This window comes from Mucilaginibacter sp., from assembly GCF_041660805.1.
Taxonomy (GTDB): Bacteria; Bacteroidota; Bacteroidia; order Sphingobacteriales; family Sphingobacteriaceae; genus Mucilaginibacter.
This window is the reverse complement of sequence record NZ_JBAZVP010000009.1, coordinates 178798-201352: the sequence shown is the minus strand read 5'-3', so window position 1 is coordinate 201352 and position 22555 is coordinate 178798. Positions and strand designations below refer to the sequence as shown.

The window sequence follows — 22555 nt, the reverse complement described above, 5'->3', positions numbered from 1 at the left end:
GTATTCTTTGTGATACTGTGCGGTACTATAGCTTTAGGTAGCTGGAGCTGGATAACCATGTGGAACACTAACGTTCACCAGGGATACCAACCGGTACAGCCTATTAAGTACTCACACAAATTACACGCAGGTGTAATGAAAATGGAGTGCCAGTATTGCCACACCGGCGCGTTCAAATCTAAAAACGCTTCAATACCATCACTGAACGTTTGTATGAACTGCCACAAATCAGTAAAAACCGAATCACCGGAGATCCACAAGATCTATGATGCATTAGGTTATGATCCAAACACTGCAAAATACGATAGTACTAAAGCTAAACCAATGCAGTGGGTGCGTGTGCACAATCTGCCAGACTTAGCTTACTTTAACCACTCGCAGCACGTTAAGGTTGGTAATGTAAAATGCCAAACTTGCCACGGCCCGGTTGAAACCATGCAGGAAGTTTACCAGTACTCGCCATTAACAATGAAATGGTGTATACAGTGCCACAAACGCACAGAGGTTAACTACAAAGGCAACGCTTACTATGATAACATGATACAGGTACACGAACGCCTTAAAAAAGGTGAAAAAGTTACCGCGGCCTTATTGGGCGGTATCGAGTGCGCCAAATGCCATTATTAATAACTATTTAGAACGTAACATTACAGTTTATATAACTTAAATGGATAGCAATAAAAAATACTGGAAAGGTTTAGAAGAACTGAACAAAACACCAGAATTTGTTGAGAAAAATAAACACGAATTTGCGGAGCCAATCCCTATTGAAGAGATTTTAAGCGGAAGTGGCCTGTCATCAAAAACCCCTCGTCGCGACTTTTTAAAGGCGCTGGGCTTTGGTGTGGGTGCAGTTACCTTAGCAGCTTGTCAAAAAGTTCCTGTACATAAATCAATACCTTACTTAATTAAGCCTGAAGAAGTAACACCAGGTATAGCTAACTACTACTCATCAACCTATGAAGGTAGTGCTATATTGGTTAAAACCCGCGAAGGGCGCCCAATTAAGGTTGAAGGTAACCCTAACGATCTTTTATCAAAAGGCGGTTTAAGCGCGCAGGCCCAGGCATCAGTGCTTGACTTGTACGATAATAACCGGATAAAAGAGCCAATGCAAAACGGCAGCGAAACCGGATGGGCAGGAGTTGATTCTTTTGTAACAAGCCAGCTGGCGGCAATTGCGGCAGCAGGTAAAAAGATCCGTATCATCACATCAACAGTACACAGCCCGTCAACACAAGCTGTTATTGCTGAATTTATTACAAAATACCCTACTGCAAAACATACTAATTATGATGCAGTATCTTATACAGGTATTATACAGGCTAACCAAAACAGCTTTGGTAAAGCAGTATTGCCTCACTACAATTTTGACAAGGCTGATGTAATTTTAAGCTTTGGGGCTGATTTCCTGGGTACCTGGATCTCCGGCGAAGAATTTACACGCCAATACGTACAAAACAGGAATAACAAATCCCTGGAAGCAAAAAAGATGTCCCGCCACATTCAGTTTGAAAGCGGAATGAGCATGACCGGTACAAATGCCGATGTACGTATCCCTATTAAACCATCTGAAGAAGGTGTTGCATTGGTTAATCTTTACAACGCACTTTCGGGTACAACTTTACCGGGTTCAAAAAAATTAGCTAACGCGAATGCTGATAAAGCGATCATATTAGTTGCAAAAGAACTACAAGCTGCAAAAGGCAAAGCTTTAGTGGTAGCCGGTTCAAATGATGTAGCTACACAGGTGTTGGTAAATGCTATCAACTCTTTGTTAGGCAGCTACGGTACTACTATTGACCTGGATAACCCATCACGCCAATATGCCGGTAATGATGCTGAACTTGTTGAGTTTGTGAATGAAGCAAAACGCGGCGAAGTTGGTGCAGTTTTCTTCCTGGATGCAAATCCGGCGTATGATTACTACAATACAAATGATATTAAAGAGGCCCTTAAAAAGATCAGCCTTAAAGTATCATTCTCTGACCACGCAGACGAGACAACAGCATTATGTAATATAGTTGCGCCTAACCACCACTATTTAGAGTCGTGGGGAGATGATAGCGCTATTGAAGGTTATTACACCGTAATGCAGCCAACCATTAACCCGGTTTATAACACCCGCCAGGCCGAGCAAAGTTTATTGATATGGTCTGATAATGCTGTTAAGGATTATTACACTTTTGTTAGAAATAACTGGAACACTAACCTGTTAGCTAAAGGCGGATTATCTGGCCAGGCAGGTTGGGAAACCTTATTGCAAACAGGCTTAATTAAAGTAGCGGATGTTGCACCAGGCACTTACACATTTAACCTTGATTTAAATGCAGTTGCTCAAACTATATTAAACCACAGCGCTAAACTGGCTGAGGGAGGTAAAGTTGAGTTACAGATATACCAAACTGTTGCCATGCGCGATGGTAAAAAATCAAACAACCCCTGGTTACAGGAGTTGCCGGATCCGGTATCTAAAGTAACATGGGATAACTTTGCAGCAATGGCCCCGGCTGATATCAAGAAGTTGAGCCTTGACGAGTTTGAGGTTGTTACTATTGATGCAAACGGATATTCTATATCATTACCAGTATTATCACAGCCGGGACAAGCACCTGGTACAGTATCTGTAGCTGTTGGTTACGGCCGTACAGCAGCGGGCCTGGTTGGTAACAATGTAGGTAAAAACGCATTCCCTTTCCACAGCTTCCGTAACGGTACTTTCCAAACTACCGCGGCGGCAACTGTTACACCAACAGGCGATATCTTCCCGCTATCGCAAACACAAACACACCATTCATATGAAGGCCGTAGCGTAATACGCGAAACCTCATTTAAAGAATACGTTAAAAATCCTTCATCAAACAGCGGTAAAGATGGCGAACACCAAAAATACAGCTTGTGGGATGAGTATGAACGCCCTGCCTATAACTGGGTTATGGCAATTGACCTTAATGCATGTACAGGTTGCGGCGCTTGCGTTGTAGCATGTAGTGCTGAGAACAACATACCTGTTGTTGGTAAAGATGAGGTTGGCCGTCGCCGCGAAATGCACTGGATACGTATTGACCGTTATTACAGCTTTAACGATGGTGCAATAACCAAAGAAAAGGAAATTGATAAACTGGAGAACTTTGATAATGTATCGGTAGTTCACCAGCCTATGCTTTGCCAGCACTGCGACCACGCACCTTGCGAAACTGTTTGCCCGGTATTAGCTACCGTACACTCATCAGAAGGTTTAAACCAAATGGCTTACAACCGTTGCGTAGGTACACGTTATTGTGCAAATAACTGCCCGTACAAAGTTCGCCGCTTTAACTGGTTTAACTATTGGAATGATTCGCGCTTTGATAACTACCTGAATAACGAGCATACACAATTAGTATTAAACCCTGATGTAACCACACGTTTCCGTGGCGTTATGGAAAAATGCTCAATGTGTATACAACGTATACAAGCAGGAAAGTTGAAAGCTAAAATAGAAAAACGCCCGCTTAAGGATGGAGAGGTTAAAGTTGCTTGTCAGCAAACCTGTTCAGCTAACGCTATCGTTTTTGGTAACGCTAACGACCCTAACTCTGAAGTATCAAAAGCTTTAAAGAGCGAAAGAACTTACTACGTGTTAGAAGAGTTAAACGTACAACCGGGTATTGGTTACCAGGTAAAGGTTAGAAATACATCATCTGAATTACAGGCTTAATTATTAGAGATTTAAATATATATGGCATCTCACAATGAATCAATAATCAGGGAACCGTTACTTACCGGCAAGGATATAACCTATGCCAAAATTACTAACGATATTTTGTTCCCTGTTGAAAATAAACCTAACAAAGCCTGGTGGATAGGCTTTACAGTGGCTTCATTAGGATCGCTGTTATGGGTATTTGCTATCAGCTGGACGTTTTGGTACGGCTTAGGGGCATGGGGCTTAAATAAAACAGTAGGCTGGGCATGGGATATCACCGGTTTCGTATGGTGGGTAGGTATTGGTCACGCCGGTACACTTATATCAGCAGTACTTTTAATATTCCGTCAAAACTGGCGTAACTCCATTAACCGGTCTGCAGAGGCGATGACTATTTTTGCCGTTATCTGCGCCGCTACATACATTGTAGCACACATGGGCCGCCCATGGTTGGCATATTTTACATTACCACTGCCAAATCAATACGGCTCACTATGGGTAAACTGGAACTCGGCTTTGATGATGGACGTGTTTGCGATCTCAACATATTTCTCGGTATCATTATTATTCTGGTACACAGGTTTATTACCGGATATCGCATCAATCCGTGACCGTGCTACAGGCTTACGCCGCCGCATTTATTCTGTTCTTTCTTTTGGATGGACAGGTTCAGTAAAAACATGGCAGCGTTTTGAGACTGTGTCATTGATATTGGCAGGTATATCAACACCGCTGGTATTATCGGTACACACCATTGTATCATTTGACTTTGCTACCTCACTGGAACCAGGATGGCATACTACCATCTTCCCTCCATACTTTGTTGCGGGTGCTATCTTCTCAGGGTTTGCCATGGTGCAAACATTATTACTGGTTACCCGTAAGGTATTAGCATTAGAGAACTATATCACCATGTTCCATATCGAATCAATGAACAAGATCATCTTGTTAACAGGTTCAATTGTGGGTGTGGCTTATATCACTGAATTCTTTATAGCATGGTATTCTGGTGTTGAGTATGAACAATATGCTTTCATTAACAGGGCAACCGGCCCGTACTGGTGGGCTTACTGGAGCATGATGTCATGTAACGTGATATCTCCTCAGTTATTCTGGTCAAAATACTTACGTACTAATATTAAGTTCTCATGGTTCTTATCAATCATCGTGAACATAGGGATGTGGTTTGAGCGTTTCGTGATCATTGTAACCTCATTACACCGCGATTATATACCATCAAGCTGGGCAATGTTTTATCCTACCTGGGTAGATGTGAGCGTGTTTATAGGTTCTATCGGTATATTCTTTACTATGTTCTTATTATTCATAAGAGTATTACCATCAGTGGCAATTGCCGAGGTGAAATTATTGCTGAAAACATCAAGTGAGCAGGCTAAAAAGAAACAGATAGATGAAGGGCACCATAAAGAAGATGAGGTTGAGTATTACAAAGAATCATTAGTTAAGTACGACAGTATTGACGTAACTGATTACGAAAAAGTATAAAAATGAGTAAGACAAAATTTATATTAGGCCTTTTTGATGATCCCGATGATATGATGCACGGGATTGAGAAACTACAGAAAAATAGTGTCCCTATTTATGATGTATATACACCAATGCCTATACATGGTATTGAGGACAAACTGGGCATTAAAGAATCAAGATTAGGGTATGTTGCATTTTGCTGTGGCTGCATTGGCGCCACTGTAATATTTAGCATTATATATTACACCCTGGTGCATGACTGGCCGATGAACGTAGGTGGTAAACCAAGCTTCGCGATGCCTAACTTTGTACCTTTTACATTTGAGTGGACTATTTTATTTACCGCTTTTGGTATGACAATAGCTTTTTTTGCCGCAACACATCTTTTTCCGGGCCGTGCGCCGCGTGTAATGGATCTGCGCGCAACAGATGATCGTTTTGTGATAGCAATAAACGCTAAAGGGAATATACCACATGACGATATAACCAATTTATTAAAAGAGGCGGGAGCCGTAGAAGTAAAGCATAACGACAGAAAATATGTTAGCTATGAATAAATTTAGAATATTGGGCACAACGGCTATCGTTATTGCTGCATCGATTGTAATTACATCATGCAAGGATAAACGTAGTACCGGTTGGGAATATGCTCCCAATATGTACGAACATACCGCATACGATCCGGATCAGGCTAATCCGAATTTTAAAGATGGAAAAACAGCACAGGTTCCGCCGGCAGGTACTATACCGGTAGGTTTTAAACGCTTTGATTATCCAAACAATAAGGATGGATATGAAAGAGCAAGTTTAGAGGTAACCAACATGCTTGCTAACAACCAAAAGAATTATGCAGATGGTAAAGCTTTATTTATCACTTTCTGCTCGCCATGCCATGGCGTAACCGGGCAGGGTGATGGGTTGGTAGTACAACATGGATATCCGCCACCGCCATCTTATTCAAAAGGTCAATCATCACGTGGTGGTGCAATGAAAGATCTTACAGACGGAAAAATTTACCATACTATAACTTATGGTGTAAATGCCATGGGCTCATACGCTTCGCAGATTGCGCCAGAGGAACGCTGGAAAATAGTTATGTATGTACACCATTTACAAAATTTATAAGAATTAATTTTAATGAAGACTCATAATAGTTTCGAAGAAAGATTTGAATTCGCCGGTAGCGCCAGAACATGGAGTTTGGTTGCTATAGTAATTGGTGTTTTAGCTATTGCTTTTGGATTTATATTTAAAGGCGGCGAACATGCACTGCGAACTTACAGTAACTTATTACTGATGGCATACTATTTTGTTTGCGTATGTACAGCTGGCGTATTCTTTTGCGCTTATCAATACGTTGCCCAGGCTGGCTGGTCGGCTTCTTTCATAAGAGTTCCGCAGGCATTAGCTAAAGTTTTACCCATTGCAAGTATTATATTAATTATTGTAGTAACTGCCGGGTTATTAAATAAGCATGAAATAGTAGAAGAGAACGGTAAAAAAGAGATTGTACCTTATTTATATGCACACTGGGCCACACATGGTCTTACTATTCCGGGGAGCGAGAACTATGACCCTATTATAGCCGGTAAATCAGCGTTTTTAAGTATCCCATTCTTTTATGGAATGTTGGTTATATTGTTAGGCTCTTACAGTTTTATGGGATTAAAACTGGCTAAATACTCAGAAGAAGAAGATACTTTAGGCGGCATGTCTAACTACGACAAAAGCTTTAAAATATCTTGTATATTCCTGGTTATATTTGGCTTTACCTTTCCAATATTTGCATTTGGTACTATAATGTCATTAGAAGCTCACTGGTTTTCGACCATGTTTGGCTGGTACAATTTAGCTGCTATGCACGTAAGCGGTTTGGCTATCATAGCTTTGTTGCTTATCTACTTACAGAGAAAAGGTTACCTGTCATTTACATCAGAAAACCACTTACATAGTTTAGGTAAACTGATATTCGGTTTCTCTATCTTCTGGACATATGTTTGGTTTGCACAGTTCTTCCTTACCTGGTATGCCAACATACCTGAAGAGTCTGTTTACTTTTACAGGCGCTGGGAACCTGAGTTTAAATGGTGGTTTTGGTTAAACATAGTACTTAACTTTTTAGCACCGTTGCTTTTATTAATGTCGCGGGATGCAAAACGTTTAACAAACCGTATGATGTGGACCTGTATCATTTTAATTGGTGGCCACTGGTTAGATTATTACCTGATGATTATGCCTGGTACAGTAGGAGCAGAAGGCAGAGGTTTTGGTGTTGAAGAGATTGGTATCTTTATAGGTTTTTCAGGTTTGTTTACTTTCCTTGTGTTAAATACACTAAGTAAATTCGCATCTATTGTACCTAAAAAGCACCCTTTCCTTGAAGAGAGCCTGCATCATCACATATAATAATTGTTAAATTTGCAACGGAATATAGCATTCAAATAACCAATAAAATGGGATTCAAATTTTTAATAAGTTCTAAAAAAATGCTTTCGCTTATAGCCGCGTTTATGCTTTTGGGCACAAACATGGTAATGGCACAGGCTACAGCAGAAGCTGCATCGCCGGCTGCAGGTACAGACCACGGGTGGGCTACTGCCGGGTATTACACACTATTGTTTCTGATAATATGCTTTATTGTTGGTATAGTTGGTAAAATACTTCGTGTGTTTGATTTAACCCAGCAGATACAGGGCAAACAGCCAATAAACTGGAACAACATCATGGGCGTTATTTGCCTGATTTTCTTAGTAGCGGGTATGTATGGCGCTTATTGGGAATACACAGTGCAGGGAAAAATGATCTTACCTGATGCTGCATCAATACATGGTGTTAAGATAGATGAGATGTTTTGGACCACTACGGTACTTACCACCATCGTTTTTGTTATAACACAGATATTATTATTCTTTTTCTTGTTTAAATACAGGTATTCTGCAAAACGCAGAGGCCATTTTTTACCTCACAACGACACCATTGAAAAAGTTTGGACAATAGCCCCGGCTATAGTATTAACTATATTGGTAATATTTGGATTTTTTACCTGGCAGCAAATAACAAATTCGGTTGATGCCAAAGGCGAACCTGCCTCTATAAACATTGATGTAACAGGCCACCAATTTGCCTGGGAACTGCGTTACCAGGGTAAAGACGGTAAATTAGGTAACACCAATTACAAGCTGGTTAACGGTACCAATAAATTAGGTATCAACTTTAAAGACAAATACAGCTATGATGATTTACAGGCTGATACCATGGTAATACCGGTTCGTAAATCTATCAGGTTAAACATACACGCACAGGATGTTATCCATAGCGTTTACATGCCTCACTTCCGTGTACAATTGAACGCGGTACCGGGTTTACCTACCTACTTTAAATTTACACCAACCATTACTACCTCAGAAATGAGGACCAAACTGGATAACCCTACATTTGAGTACTTGCTTTATTGCAATAAAATTTGCGGAGGAGCCCATTATAACATGAAGAAAGTTGTACGCGTGGTTTCAGAATCTGAATACCAGGCTTGGTTAGCACAGCAAAAACCTTACCTGACAGATAAACTTAAACAGGATCTGAAGTTTGCTGAGCAAAAATCAGCTGTACAACAAAACAACAGGTTAGCGTTAAACAATTAATTCAAAAAGATTAGCGAGTATGTCAACATTAGCAGTTCACGATCACGGAGTAGCACATCACGATGATGATCACGGACACCATAAAGCAACTTTCTTAAATACGTACGTATTTAGCCAGGATCACAAAATGATTGCCAAGCAATTCCTGATAACAGGGATTACTATGGCCGTTATTGCCATGATATTATCTATCCTTTTCAGGATCCAGTTAGCCTACCCTGATAAAGCATTCCCCTTGATGGAAACTTTATTAGGCCGTTTTGCACCTGGTGGCCGTTTAGATTCAAATTTTTATCTTTCGCTGGTAACTATACACGGTACCATAATGGTATTCTTTGTATTAACCGCCGGTTTGAGCGGTACTTTCGCCAACCTTTTAATTCCATTGCAGATAGGTGCCCGTGATATGGCTTCGCCGTTCATGAACATGCTATCTTACTGGTTCTTCTTAACAGCAAGTATTATCATGCTGTCATCATTTATGGTTGAGAAGGGCCCTGCAAGCGGTGGCTGGACAGTATACCCGCCGTTATCTGCCTTACCTAAAGCCATGCCCGGTTCAGGAATGGGTATGACGCTATGGCTTATCAGTATGGTATTCTTTATCGCATCATCATTAATGGGTGGTATTAACTACGTTAGTACAGTATTAAATATGCGTACCAAAGGCATGGATCTTTGGAAGATGCCTTTAACCATATGGGCTTTGTTCCTTACAGCTGTATTAGGCGTATTGGCGTTCCCTGTATTGGTAGCTGGTGTTGTATTGTTAGTATTTGACCGCAGCTTTGGTACAAGCTTTTATTTGTCTGACATCGTATTGAATGGCAGCCAGGTACAGCCTTATGAAGGTGGTAGCCCAATCTTGTTCCAGCACTTATTCTGGTTCCTGGGTCACCCGGAAGTATATATCGTAATTATGCCTGCAATGGGTATATCTTCAGAAGTTATGTCAGTAAACTCGCGTAAACCAATTTTTGGTTACCACGCAATGGTTTACTCTCTGATAGGTATTACAGTATTATCATTTATTGTATGGGGGCACCACATGTTTGTAACGGGTATGAATCCGTTCCTGGGTGGTGTATTTATGATCACTACATTGATCATCGCTGTACCATCAGCAGTAAAAACATTTAACTGGCTGGCTACTTTATGGCGTGGTAATATTCGTTTTACCGCAGCTATGCTGTTTGCTATCGGCATGGTATCATTCTTTATCTCTGGTGGTTTAACAGGTATCTTTTTAGGTAATGCTGCGCTTGATATCAACTTACACGATACCTACTTTGTTGTTGCCCACTTCCACCTTGTGATGGGTTCGGCAGCTATATTTGGTATGTTGGCCGGTGTTTACCACTGGTTCCCTAAAATGTTTGGCCGTTTAATGGACGAGCGTTTAGGTTACCTGCACTTTTGGTTAACATTCATTGGCGCGTACCTTGTATTCTTCCCAATGCACTTTATGGGTTTAGATGGCGTTCCGCGTCGTTACTATGCCTTTACCGAGTTTGAGTCGATGAAACAGTGGTTATCAGTAAACACCTTTATCACATGGGCGGCAATTATGTCGGCATTGGCACAGGTTGCTTTCTTGTACAACTTTATACACTCTATATTCTGGGGTAAGAAAACAACACAAAATCCTTGGCAGGCAAACACTTTAGAGTGGACTGCACCTGTTGAGCACTTACATGGTAACTGGCCTGGTGAAATACCAACTGTTTACCGTTGGTCATATGATTACAGCAAGCCGGGGGCCGAAGAGGATTTTATACCACAAACAGTTCCTTTTTCACAAACTATGAGTTCAAATCTTCCGCATGATTTTGAAGATAACCCTATAGGTTTAGAAGAACATGCAAAATGGAGCAGCGCTCAAAAGAGTAACGAAGAAGTAAAATAATTTTTTATACTGATCTGATCTTTTAGGGTATCTGTGCCGGATAAAAATCCATACAGATACCCTAATTTTTTAGAAATATTTAAATGAGCATAAACGCATCCGGGAGTACATTTCTAAAACTAAATCTCATAACCATCGTCCTGCTATTTGTATTGATACTGGCAGGGGGTGTGGTGCGCAGCACCGGATCAGGTATGGGATGCCCCGACTGGCCTAAATGTTTTGGCAGGTACATCCCGCCAACCAACGCGGCAGATTTACCAAAGGACTATAAACAGGTGTATGCGGATAAGCGCCTGGCCAAGAATCAAAAATTTGCGAAAATGCTTGATGTGTTTGGATACAGTCAACTGGCTACGCGTATCCGTAATGACAGATCAATATTAGTTCCGGAAGAGTTTAACAGCGCCCGTACCTGGACGGAATATATTAACCGGTTGATAGGTGCTGTATCGGGTATATTCTTACTGCTTGTTGCTTTATACTCGTTTAAGTACTGGAACACTAATAAAAGTATAGTTGTACTAAGTGTGTTTAATTTGATACTGGTAGGTTTTCAGGGTTGGTTAGGCTCCATAGTGGTATCAACAAATTTGGTTGCCTGGATAGTTACCGTACACATGCTTATAGCACTAGCAATATTGGCTATCAGCATTGCAACCTATCATATGGCAAAGGTAACCGGCAGATATAAAATACAGGTTAAACGGATTATTGCTATAGTTGCCATAATTGTTTTAGCATTAAGCATACTGCAAATAACTTTTGGTACGGAGGTTAGGGAGAAGGTTGATGCCGTTGCCAGTCACCTTGAAGGCAGTTACCGCGAAAGCTGGATAAGCCGCGCCGGTGATATATTTGCCCGGCACAGGGATATGGCAGTAGTGGTTTTTGTATTTAACGTCATGTTATATGCATTGGTCCGCAAGAATTTTAGCAGGCACTCTATACAGCAGCAGTTAATGAGTTTTACCTTCCTGATGATAATGCTGCAAATTGTTACGGGTATATTGCTATCATATATGGCATTGCCACCTTACGCGCAGGCTGCACATATAGTTTTAGCCAGTCTTGTTTTTGGGGCCCAGTTTTATTTGTTATTGAATTTATTTACAACGGTTAATGTGCAGGAGGCCCGCAAATGAAATGGAGTGATTTCTCAAAATTGATAAAATTGCGGCTAACCTTTTTGGTTACTTTTTCTGCATCTATATCTTTTATTATAGCGGTAAAAGCCAATGGGGGCAATACATGGGGTTCATTGTATAGCACAACTATGTGGCTCAACTGGGCAAAGTTGGTTATAGGAGGTTTCCTGGTTACGTCTGCCGCAAATTGCTTTAATGAGATAATTGAAGTTGATCTGGATAAACTAATGAAGCGCACCATGGACAGGCCTATGCCTGCGGGGCGGATGACTACAGGGCAGGGTTTAGTTTTAGGTTTAGGCATGGGTATAGTGGGTACCTATCTCTTGGGTTCTTTAAACTTGCTTACAGGTCTGTTGTCGGTGCTCTCTATCTTATTATATGCATTTGTTTATACGCCGCTAAAGCGTAAGTCGGCAATAGCCGTGTTTGTAGGCGCTATACCAGGCGCATTTCCTGCGTTAATAGGGTATGTAGCAGGCCAACCACATGGCCGTATAGACGAAATAGCGCTCATCTTATTCGGGATACAGTTTATATGGCAGTTTGTACACTTTTGGGCAATTGCCTGGGTATTGGATGATGACTATAAACTTGCAGGCTTCAGATTGTTGCCTACAGGGAAAAGGGATGTGACCAGCGCTGTTATTACTTTTATATTCGCTATTATATTGGTACCGGTAAGCTTATTACCAACATTTTATGGTTACGGCGGTTACTATGTTGGAGCGGTATCATTAATAATGAGCCTGCTGTTTTTATACCAGGCATTTAACCTGTTGCGCACGCTTGAAATTAAAGCCGCCCGAACGTTAATGTTTGGTTCTTTTTATTATTTGCCTGTAGTGCAACTAATGTTTTTATTTGATTTTATAGGAAAGTGAAATGATGGCTCAAATGCAACAAGACGATAAACTTAACCTGGCACCCAAAAAATTCAACATGTGGATCTTCATATTCACATCGTTTATGTTTTTTGCGGCACTTACCAGTGGTTTTATAGTTTACAGCGGCGGCACAGGCCACGGCATACATGCTAAGATGCCTGAGGCTTTTATTTATAGCACAGCTGCAATTATATTAAGCAGTATAACTATGTACCTGTCGTCAAGCGCGGCTAAAGGTTTACAGTTTGCTAAACAGCGAATGTACTTATGGTTAACCATAGTACTGGGAGTACTTTTCTTTTTTATCCAGATATACGCGTGGTATGTGCTGGTAAACAAAATGGGGATCTATTTTAGTAACCCAAATGCGTCACAATCTTTTATATATGTATTCACCGGAATGCATTTATTACACATTTTAGCCGGTATTGCATTACTGGGGAATACGCTTTGGCGCAGTTACCGTAACGTACCACAGGTTAAAAATTTGTATAATATGCAGATGTCCTCTATTTTTTGGCATTTTGTCGATATTATATGGATTTATCTGTATGTTTTTTTACTTTTGAACCAATATTAACAAACACATGAGTACACAGGTATCACAAATTGATGAAGTAAAATCAACGCCATGGTCTGGAGGCAAATCTCCGTTTAATGTTGAGTATGGTAAAATGATGATGTGGTTTTTCCTCCTATCGGATGCGTTCACCTTTTCGTCATTACTAATCTCATACGGTGCTTTGCGTTTCAGCTCAAGCAGCTGGCCTGCACCTGACAAGGTTTTCCAATCAGTACCAGGATTATTAGACAGCGGCGCACCCCTTGTATTTGTGGGTTTAATGACTTTTATCCTTATTCTAAGCTCGGTTACAATGGTATTAGCCGTTGAGGCCGGCCATCGTATGGCTAAAAAAGAAGTAGTTTGGTGGATGATAGCTACCATTATTGGTGGTTTCACGTTCCTGGGCTGCCAGGCATTAGAGTGGTCGCACTTACACCACGAAGGCTTTTGGTGGGGGCATATTCCTGATATGGAAGAGCTAAAACACCTATTCACAGGTGGTAACGAAGCAACCTATGGGGTATATGCACAACAGTTTGCAAACTTATTCTTTACCATAACAGGTTTCCATGGTTTTCACGTATTTAGCGGGGTAATAATCAATATAATTATTACTATAAATGTATTGCTGGGTACTTATCAAAAACGTGGCAGCTATTTAATGATCGAAAAAGTAGGTCTTTACTGGCACTTTGTAGATTTGGTATGGGTATTTGTATTTACTTTCTTTTATTTAGTTTAACAATTTTAACTGATTATATATGTCATCAGAACCAACAGAAGTTCACCATGAAGATCATGGTGAGGGAATGACCAGAAAAAAAATAGTTCAGATATTTGGGGTGCTTTTAGGTATCACAGTAGTTGAATTTATTATAGCACTTTTATTAGTACCTAAAGGTATTATACCAGCCCATATTGCTAACCCAATATATATCATTTTAACGTTAGCTAAAGCCTTTTACATTGTTGCATATTTTATGCACCTTAAGTTTGAGAAAATTGGTTTAGCACTGGCTATAATTGTACCTATACTATTTATAATCGGTTTAATACTGGTACTTACAAATGAGAGCCATTACTGGATAGATTTGCGGTTGTAATGCGCAAAACAAGTCTCCCTAAAAAAATAGTAATCCTGGTAATGATTTTAGCATTACCGGGATTTTTATATTATTTACTAACTGCAAAAGGTAAGAACAGGTATAAACCATTGCCTTTTTTTGGGCCTAAGGAGGTTGCTAAAACCGGCCATAAGTTTCACGGTAAGTATATCCCTGATACCATTTATCATAAACTGGACGACTTTACGCTAACGGATCAGAACGGTAAGCAGGTATCGTTCAAAAACTATGATAAGAAAATATTTATAGCCAGCTTTTTTTATACCCACTGCCCAACAGTTTGCAGCACGGTAAACAAAAATATAAGCGCCCTGGCAGATGTGTACCGAAAAAACAAGATGGTAAACTTTATATCCATTACGGTTGATCCGCAAAGGGATACGCCACCTGTTTTAAAGAAGTATGCAGAGAGCCTGGAAGCCAACAGTAAGTGGCTGTTTTTAACAGGCGATACTACATCCATTTATAACCTGGCCCGTAAAGGGTTTTTGGTTGATGCTTTAAAGGCTGATGATGATAACTTTATTTATAGCGATAAGCTGGTACTGATAGATGCCGAAAAACGGATCCGCGGATATTACTCCGGTACATCCATGGCAGATTTAACTAAACTAAACGATGAGATAAAAGTTTTAATAGCCGAAGAACTAAGAAAAGTAGATAAAGCGCTATATTAGAATAGAAGTAAGAAATCAAGAATCAGGAGTCAAGATAAACTCTCTGATCAATTATATATAGAAAATGAATCCTGGCTCTTGTTGTCTTGATTCCTGACTCTCTTAAAACATGACTGATAAATTCATATTCCGATTTGTAGCTGCCGTAACGGTTTTTGTAATTGCTGTAGTTATTTTACTTAACCGCCACCTGATACCCGGTCCGGAAACTCCGCCTGCCTTTACTCCATATCTACCTTTATTAAATGCGTTTTTAAATGGCACCTGCAGTATATTGCTACTGGTATCATTATACAATATTCGCAAAGGAAATGTAACAACTCATAAAAGGTTAAACATTTTAACCTTTTGCTTATCATCAATATTCCTGGTATCGTACATTGTTTTCCATTATTTAATGAGAAAGGATACCATGTATGGTGATGTGGATGGCGATGGTATATTATCTGCAAATGAAGCTACCGCCGCCGGCGGGTTAAGAACATTGTACCTGTCTATCCTTATTCCGCATATTATACTTGCCGCAGGTGTGCTGCCCTTAATTTTATTAAGTTTTTATCGTGGTTTACAAATGCAGGTAGAAAAACATAAGAAATTGGTAAGATGGGCGTTTCCTATATGGTTATTTGTTACAATATCCGGAGTTGTTGTATATTTGATGATCTCTCCTTATTATCATTTTTGATTTGATCCAGGCATGAAAAAATTAAAATTTTTATATCTCTTTTTAGTATTTGGTTTAATGATATGCAGCGTTGCACCTGTTAAAGCGCAGTGCGCCATGTGTTCTGCAAATGTAGAAACCAACGCCAAGAGTGGTGCCGGTACCACCAACGGTTTAAACAATGGAATTATGTACCTGCTGGCTGCACCTTATTTGGCAGTAGCGGTAGTGGGCTACATTTGGTATAAAAAATACCGCCGCAAAAATGTTGATCTTAACATGCGTAGCGAGAAACTTAATTTAAACTAAGCCGCTCATAATTTTTAAGCCCTATCCTTTATACTTCATTTAACAAATGATACAATCTCACACGCTTGATTTTTTAAAAGAGCTGGTTGAAAATAATAACCGGGAGTGGTTCCAGGTTAACAAGGAGAGATATGATAAAGCTCGCGAGAATGTAATTGAACTTACCGCGGATATTATTAGCAAGTTGCATAAAGTTGACCCCGGTGTTAATGCGGACCTTGACTCTAAGAAATGTGTGATGCGCATTTATCGCGATATCCGTTTCAGTAAAAATAAAACACCGTATAAAAATAACTTCGGTATTAGTTTGCCTTCTTCAGGCACCAAGCTGGGCGGGGTGGAATACTACCTGCACATTCAGCCAGGTAAATCATTCATTGCCGGTGGTTACTGGATGCCCGAGGCGGAACACCTGAAAGCCATTAGGCAGGAAATAGATTACAATGCCAATGATCTGAAGAAAATTATTGATGCGCCTCACTTTATTAAGTTGTTTGGAGAGTTCAGAAAGCAAGACCAGCTTAAAACTGTTCCCCGTGATTATAGCGCCGAAAACCCAAATATTGATCTGCTTAAGCTAAAAAGCTTCATTGTTTCGCATCCCTTAAAAGATAAGGAACTGATAGGGCCTAAAGCCGCCGATGAGATAGTGGAAGTATGCAGTAACCTGTATCCGCTTAATGTTTTCCTGAAAAATGCCTTAGCATGATTTTTACTAATTAAAAGAAATATGAAACTAAAATATTGCCTGTTGGCAGCCGTACTTATTACTGCATTACATTCATGTGTGGTAATGTCACCTAAGAAATATAAAGCTTTAGTTGCCGAGCGCGACTCCCTATCCACCCGTTCTGTGAGTTTAGAAGAGGAAGTAGCAAAGCTTAAAGCGGACACAGCCAAGCTTCATCAGGAAATTGCAAAACTAAAGGGTAATTACAGTTCGTTAACCGATAAGTATAATTCATTGAATACCAATTTCGATGCCAGCTCGTCAAAAGTTACCCAACTGGCGGGCGACTTGCAAAAACGTGAAGCTCGCCTGAAAGAGGTTGAAGAAATACTGAAAAAACGTGATGAGGCTACCAATGCCCTGAAGGATAAGCTGTCAAAAGCTTTATTAGGCTTTAAGGAAAGCGGACTGTCTGTTGATATAAAAAATGGCAAAGTATATGTATCACTAACAGATAAACTGTTGTTCCCATCAGGGAGCATTGTTATTGACGATAAAGGCAAGCAGGCGCTTAAACAACTGGCCGTAGTTTTAAATAAGGAACAAGACATTAACCTTGCTGTTGAAGGCCATACAGATGATAAGAAAATAAAAAATCTTGGCCAGATAAAGGATAACTGGGATTTAAGCGTATTGCGCGCCACATCAGTATCGCGCTACCTTACCGAAGTAGAAAAGGTTGATCCGCATAGGGTTACAGCAACAGGTAAAAGTGAGTTCCAACCAGTTGACCCGGCACAGACCCCGGAAGCATTGGCAAAAAATCGCCGGATAGAAATTGTGCTTACCCCAAAGCTGGATGAATTGTATAATTTAATAAGTAAGTAGAAATAAAATTTAAGCAATCCCCTATAGCATGGGGGGCTTTTTTACCTTAAAATTTACTTTCAAAAAAGGGATGTGTATAGGCAAATGGCCTATATTAGTAAAAATTATCAATCAAATAAATCTATCTGCCATGTTGCAGGATATCAAACATACTTTTATACAGATACACCCTGCAGATAATGTTTTAGTTGCATTAACTAACCTGGATGCAGGTACTGTAATAAATTTTAACGGCGACCAATTCTCATTAATTACCGCCGTTGCTGCCAAGCATAAGTTTACCATGGGCCCTTTGCAAAATGGCGACCCAATATTTATGTATGGCGTACTGGTAGGCAAAGCCTGTACTGATATCCCCAAAGGAGCAGCTATCACTACCGAAAATATCAAACACGCGTCTGAAGGTTTTAAGCTGGGTACCCGCAAAACCGATTGGACAGTACCTGAAATTGCTTCGGCCTATCGCGATAAAACTTTTATGGGTTATCATCGTGCAGATGGCTCTGTTGGTACGGCTAATTACTGGTTGGTTATTCCGCTGGTTTTTTGCGAGAACCGTAACATCAATGTTTTAAAAGAAGCGCTTTCAGCAAAGCTTGGTTTTGCCAAACCGCGTGGATATGAAAACGAAGTAGACAACCTGATAGAAATGTACCAGTCGGGGAAAACAACGGAAGATATTTTACAGGCCGATCTGCAAACATCGCCTGAGGGACATAACTCAAAAAAACTTTTTGAAAATATTGATGGGATCAAATTTCTGAACCATGATATGGGCTGCGGCGGTACACGTACAGATTCTGATGCTTTGTGCGGATTGCTGGCCGGATATATTACGCACCCCAACGTAGCAGGCGCTACCGTGTTGAGCCTGGGTTGCCAGCATGCGCAGGCCGGGATACTGCAAGACGAAATACAAAAACGCGACCCTAACTTTAGCAAACCATTGGTAATGCTGGAGCAGCAAAAAATAGGTACCGAAACAAAACTATTGCATGAAGCCTTAAAGCAAACCTTTACAGGGCTCATTGAAGTGAATAAACAGCAGCGCCAACCGGCACCGCTCTCTAAGCTATGTATCGGGTTGGAATGCGGTGGATCTGACGGTTTCTCGGGAATATCTGCCAATCCAACTTTGGGTTACGTGTCTGATATATTGGTGAGTTTGGGCGGAAGTGTTGTCCTTTCTGAATTTCCGGAACTTTGCGGGGTTGAGCAGGAGTTAAGCGACAGGTGTGTTGATGAAACCCAAGCCCTGAAGTATATGAACCTGATGCGGACTTACAATGCCCGCGCCGAAGCCGATGGATCAGGTTTTTATGCAAATCCTTCGCCGGGTAATATTAGGGACGGGTTGATCACTGATGCCATTAAATCTGCAGGTGCGGCAAAAAAAGGCGGTACATCACCGGTGACCGCGGTGCTGGATTATCCGGAGAAAGTTACCAAGCCCGGATTAAATTTGCTATGTACTCCCGGTAGCGATGTGGAAAGTACAACCGCCGAAGTGGGATCTGGAGCTAATGTTGTTTTATTTACAACAGGCCTGGGAACACCTACAGGTAACCCGATAACACCGGTAATAAAAATAGCTACCAATACGGCAGTGTTTAATAAAATGCCCGATATTCTGGATATTAATTGCGGTACTATCATTGAGGGAGAAGAAACTATAGCACAATCGGCAGTGCGGATGCTTGACTATGTGATTGAAGTAGCAAGTGGCATTAAACAACCCAAAGCGGTTATATTAGGACAAGATGATTTTATTCCCTGGAAAAGAGGGATTTCACTATAAGCAATACTAAATGAAATTGATACGATACGGCGCTGCCGGCAAAGAAAAAACTGGTATTATTATTGGCGATACAAAATATGATACATCTGCCTTTGGCGAAGATTATAACGAACATTTTTTTGAAACTGACGGATTAAGCAGGCTTAAGCAATATCTTGATGCCAACGAAGGTGAACTTTCAAAGATCGCCGACGATGAACGTTTAGGCAGCCCGGTTGCAAGGCCGTCAAAGATTGTTTGTATAGGGTTAAACTACCGGGACCATGCTGAGGAAATGAATGCGCCACTGCCGCCTGAACCGGTTATTTTTATGAAATCAACCACGGCCTTAGTTGGCCCCAATGATGATATTACTATCCCTAAAAATTCAGTTAAAACTGACTGGGAAGTTGAACTGGCCGTAGTTATCGGCAAAAAGGCATCGTACGTAGAAGAAGCAGAAGCATTGGACTATGTTGCCGGTTACTGCCTGCATAATGATGTTTCTGAAAGAGAGTTCCAAATTGAGCGTAATGGCACATGGGACAAAGGTAAAGGTTGCGATACGTTTGCACCAATGGGCCCATTCCTGGCTACAAAAGATGAAGTTGCAGATGTACATAACCTGCGCCTATGGCTTACTGTAAACGGTAAAACTATGCAGGATGGCAGCACTGCTAACCTGATATTTAATGTGCCTTTTTTAATTGCTTATACCAGCCAGTTCATGACGCTGTTACCGGGTGACATTATTTCGACCGGGACACCTGCAGGTGTTGGTTTGGGTATGAAACCTCCGGTATATCTTAATCCCGGTGATGTGGTTGAGCTGGGCATTGACGGCTTAGGGCAATCGCGGCAAGAGCTTAAAGCCTATGTTAAAAATTGATAGCCACCAGCATTATTGGTTATACCATCCGGTAAAAGACGCCTGGATAACAGACGAACTGAAAGCTATTCAAAAGGATTTTTTACCTGCTGATTTTGCGCCTGTTATGCAGCAATACGGGGTATCCGGTTGTGTGGCTGTACAGGCAGATCAATCTGAGAATGAGAATGACTTTTTACTCGGGCTTGCCCAAAAATATAGCTTTATAAAAGGCATAGTTGGCTGGGTTGATTTGCAGGCAGATAACACTGAGGAGCGTTTAGCTTATTACAGTAAGATAAAGCTCATCAAGGGTTTTCGCCATATTTTACAAAGTGAACCTGACGATGCATTTATGTTGAACGAGAAGTTCCTACACGGAATATCGTTGCTTAACCAATATAACTTTACTTATGATATCCTTATCAAGCCCCAGCATTTACCTTATGCCGCTGAGCTAGTTTCCAAATTCCCTGAGCAGCGCTTTGTGATAGATCATATAGCTAAGCCATTTATCAAAGACAAATTGCTTGATGGCTGGCGGGAAGGGATCCAGGCAATAGCAGCTTATCCAAATGTTTACTGCAAAGTATCAGGCCTGGTAACGGAGGCCGACTGGGCTAATCACAAGCCTGAAGATTTTACGCCTTACCTTGATGTGGCTTTTAATGCATTTGGTACAAACCGGGTAATGTTTGGCTCGGATTGGCCGGTATGTAATTTGGCGGGAAGATATGAAGGCGCACTAAATGCGATCAACAATTACATCGGTCAGTTAACCCTGCAAGAACAAGAACTTTTTTGGGGACAGAATGCTATAGATTTTTACCGGCTGGAAGCTTAGCCGAATTAAAGGGCCATTCCTGATTTACTTTCGCTTTTATAAAGTACACTATTGTGCCCAAAGCAATAGCACTTAAGCCACCTAAAACCATATGGAAACCTGTAGAGATCAATATGCCAAACCACATCAATATTGCCAGGTAAACCGGTATAGGGAACAGCGGCATCTTATAAGGGAATTTGGTTTCGCTTCTTGCCCTTCGTAATATTAACAAGCCAACAGCCTGCGAGATAAACTGTATCAGGATGCGCATTGCCAATATAGCACTGATAACATCACTCAGCTTAAACAGCAAACTGAACACAAAGGCTATAGCTCCTAAAAATAATAACGAAATATGAGGGAAGTTCCCGGTAGGATGTAATTTAGCAAAGACTTTAAAAAAGGCACCATCAACAGCAGCTGCATAAGGTATACGGCTATAACCCAAAGTAGCCGAGAATACCGAGGAAAATGCCACTAACAAAATAAGGCAGGTTACAATTTTAGCGGCGGTATTTCCGGCTAATTGCTGCATAAATTCACTGATCACAAAATGGCTGTCCTTAGCTACATGCCAGGGAATTACACTCACCACGCTCACATTCATCAGCATATACAAAACTGCTATGCCTGCAATTGATAAAAACATACTGCGTGGTATATTACGCGATGGATTAATGATCTCGCCGCCTAAATGGCAAACATTGTAATAGCCTAAATAGCTGTAAACACTTTTTACACTGGCAAAACCTATAGCCGTTATAAATGCATAGTTTACCGTAATGCCATCGTTTATGTGCCTTATGGGTTGCAGGAAATTGCCATGCGCTAACCCGCCGCCAATAATCCAAAGCATGGTTAGTATTACGCCAACCCACATTACAATACTTATTTTACCTATAGCTTCTATTTTACGATAAAGCAATATCACAATACATATTACCACCCCGCCGCTCATTATTTTTGACGCGAGTGTAGTTAAGGGCACTAAATAAGAAAAATAGGCAGCAAAGCCAATAGAGGCCGAGGCAATAACCAGCGGCGCCTGTATCATAGTTTGCCAAACAAACAAAAAACTCATGAGTTTACCCAGTCCGGTTTTACCGTAAGTTTCTTTAAGGAAATTATAGGAGCCACCCGCCATCGGGAATGCAGCACCTAATTCGCTCCAAACCATGGCATCAATAAGGGAAAGCACTGCACCTGCCAGCCAGGCATACAAAAAGTATGGGCCGTTCATCATACTAATAACCATTGGGAGGGTTATGAATGGGCCTATGCCCACCATATCTGTCATGTTTATTGCGGTCGCTTGTGCAAGGCCAAGTCGTCGTACCAGGGTTGTTTCAGCCATGCATAGGGGTTATGACTGTTAAATTAACAGTTGTGCTGTACAAAAATAACTTTAATAGATAATAGCCGAAATTTG

Annotated in this window: 22 protein-coding genes; 21 read left to right on the top strand and 1 reads right to left on the bottom strand. The window is 40.9% G+C overall.

Going from position 1 to position 22555, the window contains the following annotated elements; translation table 11 throughout:
• The 21 genes from WC743_RS14105 to WC743_RS14005 form a co-directional block, all read left to right on the top strand.
• Positions 1 to 627, top strand: a 627-nt coding sequence (locus WC743_RS14105) for a cytochrome c3 family protein (RefSeq protein ID WP_373012727.1), incomplete at its 5' end; no start/stop codon positions are given.
• A 40-nt stretch (positions 628 to 667) separates the two neighbouring features.
• Positions 668 to 3700 (top strand): TAT-variant-translocated molybdopterin oxidoreductase, encoded by a 3033-nt coding sequence (locus WC743_RS14100; protein WP_373012725.1) that lies wholly within the window; start codon positions 668 to 670, stop codon positions 3698 to 3700.
• Between the two features lie 21 nt (positions 3701 to 3721).
• Positions 3722 to 5194, top strand: coding sequence for an NrfD/PsrC family molybdoenzyme membrane anchor subunit (gene nrfD, locus WC743_RS14095; RefSeq protein ID WP_373012723.1), 1473 nt, complete (start codon positions 3722 to 3724; stop codon positions 5192 to 5194).
• A 2-nt stretch (positions 5195 to 5196) separates the two neighbouring features.
• The gene (locus WC743_RS14090; protein WP_373012721.1) at positions 5197 to 5733 is read left to right on the top strand and encodes a DUF3341 domain-containing protein; all 537 of its coding nucleotides are present in this window, start codon (positions 5197 to 5199) and stop codon (positions 5731 to 5733) included.
• Complete coding sequence (locus tag WC743_RS14085) at positions 5726 to 6301, top strand: cytochrome c (RefSeq protein ID WP_373012719.1); 576 nt, start codon at positions 5726 to 5728, stop codon at positions 6299 to 6301. The genes WC743_RS14090 and WC743_RS14085 overlap by 8 nt, the downstream gene beginning before the upstream one ends.
• A 12-nt stretch (positions 6302 to 6313) precedes the next feature.
• A complete protein-coding gene (locus WC743_RS14080; protein ID WP_373012717.1) occupies positions 6314 to 7582 on the top strand; it encodes a quinol:cytochrome C oxidoreductase in 1269 nt (422 codons plus the stop codon).
• Between the two features lie 47 nt (positions 7583 to 7629).
• Positions 7630 to 8817, top strand: coding sequence for a cytochrome c oxidase subunit II (locus WC743_RS14075; protein ID WP_373012715.1), 1188 nt, complete (start codon positions 7630 to 7632; stop codon positions 8815 to 8817).
• A 19-nt stretch (positions 8818 to 8836) separates the two neighbouring features.
• Positions 8837 to 10723, top strand: coding sequence for a cbb3-type cytochrome c oxidase subunit I (locus WC743_RS14070; protein ID WP_373012714.1), 1887 nt, complete (start codon positions 8837 to 8839; stop codon positions 10721 to 10723).
• 83 nt (positions 10724 to 10806) lie between these two features.
• The gene (locus WC743_RS14065) at positions 10807 to 11868 is read left to right on the top strand and encodes a heme A synthase (protein ID WP_373012712.1); all 1062 of its coding nucleotides are present in this window, start codon (positions 10807 to 10809) and stop codon (positions 11866 to 11868) included.
• A complete protein-coding gene (gene cyoE / locus WC743_RS14060) occupies positions 11865 to 12755 on the top strand; it encodes a heme o synthase (RefSeq protein ID WP_373012710.1) in 891 nt (296 codons plus the stop codon). The genes WC743_RS14065 and cyoE overlap by 4 nt, the downstream gene beginning before the upstream one ends.
• Before the next feature lies 1 nt (position 12756).
• On the top strand, positions 12757 to 13338 hold the full coding sequence (locus WC743_RS14055) for a heme-copper oxidase subunit III (protein WP_373012708.1): 582 nt from the start codon (positions 12757 to 12759) through the stop codon (positions 13336 to 13338).
• Positions 13339 to 13345: 7 nt separating this feature from the next.
• Positions 13346 to 14065 (top strand): cytochrome c oxidase subunit 3, encoded by a 720-nt coding sequence (locus tag WC743_RS14050; protein WP_373012706.1) that lies wholly within the window; start codon positions 13346 to 13348, stop codon positions 14063 to 14065.
• A gap of 19 nt (positions 14066 to 14084) precedes the next feature.
• Positions 14085 to 14426 carry a cytochrome C oxidase subunit IV family protein gene (locus WC743_RS14045; RefSeq protein WP_373012704.1) on the top strand — a complete coding sequence of 114 codons (342 nt, stop codon included), beginning with the start codon at positions 14085 to 14087 and terminating at the stop codon, positions 14424 to 14426.
• A gap of 41 nt (positions 14427 to 14467) precedes the next feature.
• Positions 14468 to 15124, top strand: a complete 657-nt coding sequence (locus WC743_RS14040; protein WP_373012702.1) for an SCO family protein — start codon at positions 14468 to 14470, stop codon at positions 15122 to 15124.
• Positions 15125 to 15233: 109 nt separating this feature from the next.
• The gene (locus tag WC743_RS14035) at positions 15234 to 15809 is read left to right on the top strand and encodes a DUF420 domain-containing protein (protein WP_373012700.1); all 576 of its coding nucleotides are present in this window, start codon (positions 15234 to 15236) and stop codon (positions 15807 to 15809) included.
• Positions 15810 to 15821: 12 nt separating this feature from the next.
• Entirely contained in the window at positions 15822 to 16097 is a 276-nt protein-coding gene (locus tag WC743_RS14030) for a hypothetical protein (RefSeq protein ID WP_373012698.1), read from the top strand.
• A gap of 46 nt (positions 16098 to 16143) precedes the next feature.
• The gene (locus WC743_RS14025) at positions 16144 to 16806 is read left to right on the top strand and encodes a DUF2461 domain-containing protein (protein WP_373012696.1); all 663 of its coding nucleotides are present in this window, start codon (positions 16144 to 16146) and stop codon (positions 16804 to 16806) included.
• Between the two features lie 21 nt (positions 16807 to 16827).
• Positions 16828 to 17655: an OmpA family protein gene (locus tag WC743_RS14020; protein WP_373012694.1), complete on the top strand. Its 828-nt coding sequence runs from the start codon at positions 16828 to 16830 to the stop codon at positions 17653 to 17655.
• A 130-nt stretch (positions 17656 to 17785) separates the two neighbouring features.
• Positions 17786 to 19453, top strand: coding sequence for a UxaA family hydrolase (locus WC743_RS14015; RefSeq protein WP_373012692.1), 1668 nt, complete (start codon positions 17786 to 17788; stop codon positions 19451 to 19453).
• Positions 19454 to 19463: 10 nt separating this feature from the next.
• Positions 19464 to 20321: a fumarylacetoacetate hydrolase family protein gene (locus tag WC743_RS14010; protein ID WP_373012690.1), complete on the top strand. Its 858-nt coding sequence runs from the start codon at positions 19464 to 19466 to the stop codon at positions 20319 to 20321.
• The gene (locus WC743_RS14005; RefSeq protein ID WP_373012689.1) at positions 20308 to 21144 is read left to right on the top strand and encodes an amidohydrolase; all 837 of its coding nucleotides are present in this window, start codon (positions 20308 to 20310) and stop codon (positions 21142 to 21144) included. Before WC743_RS14010 ends, WC743_RS14005 begins: the two co-directional genes overlap by 14 nt.
• On the opposite strand, the gene WC743_RS14000 is transcribed toward WC743_RS14005, so the two are convergent.
• Positions 21116 to 22480: an APC family permease gene (locus WC743_RS14000; RefSeq protein ID WP_373012687.1), complete on the bottom strand. Its 1365-nt coding sequence runs from the start codon at positions 22478 to 22480 to the stop codon at positions 21116 to 21118. The genes WC743_RS14005 and WC743_RS14000 overlap by 29 nt on opposite strands.
• Positions 22481 to 22555: the final 75 nt, after the last annotated feature.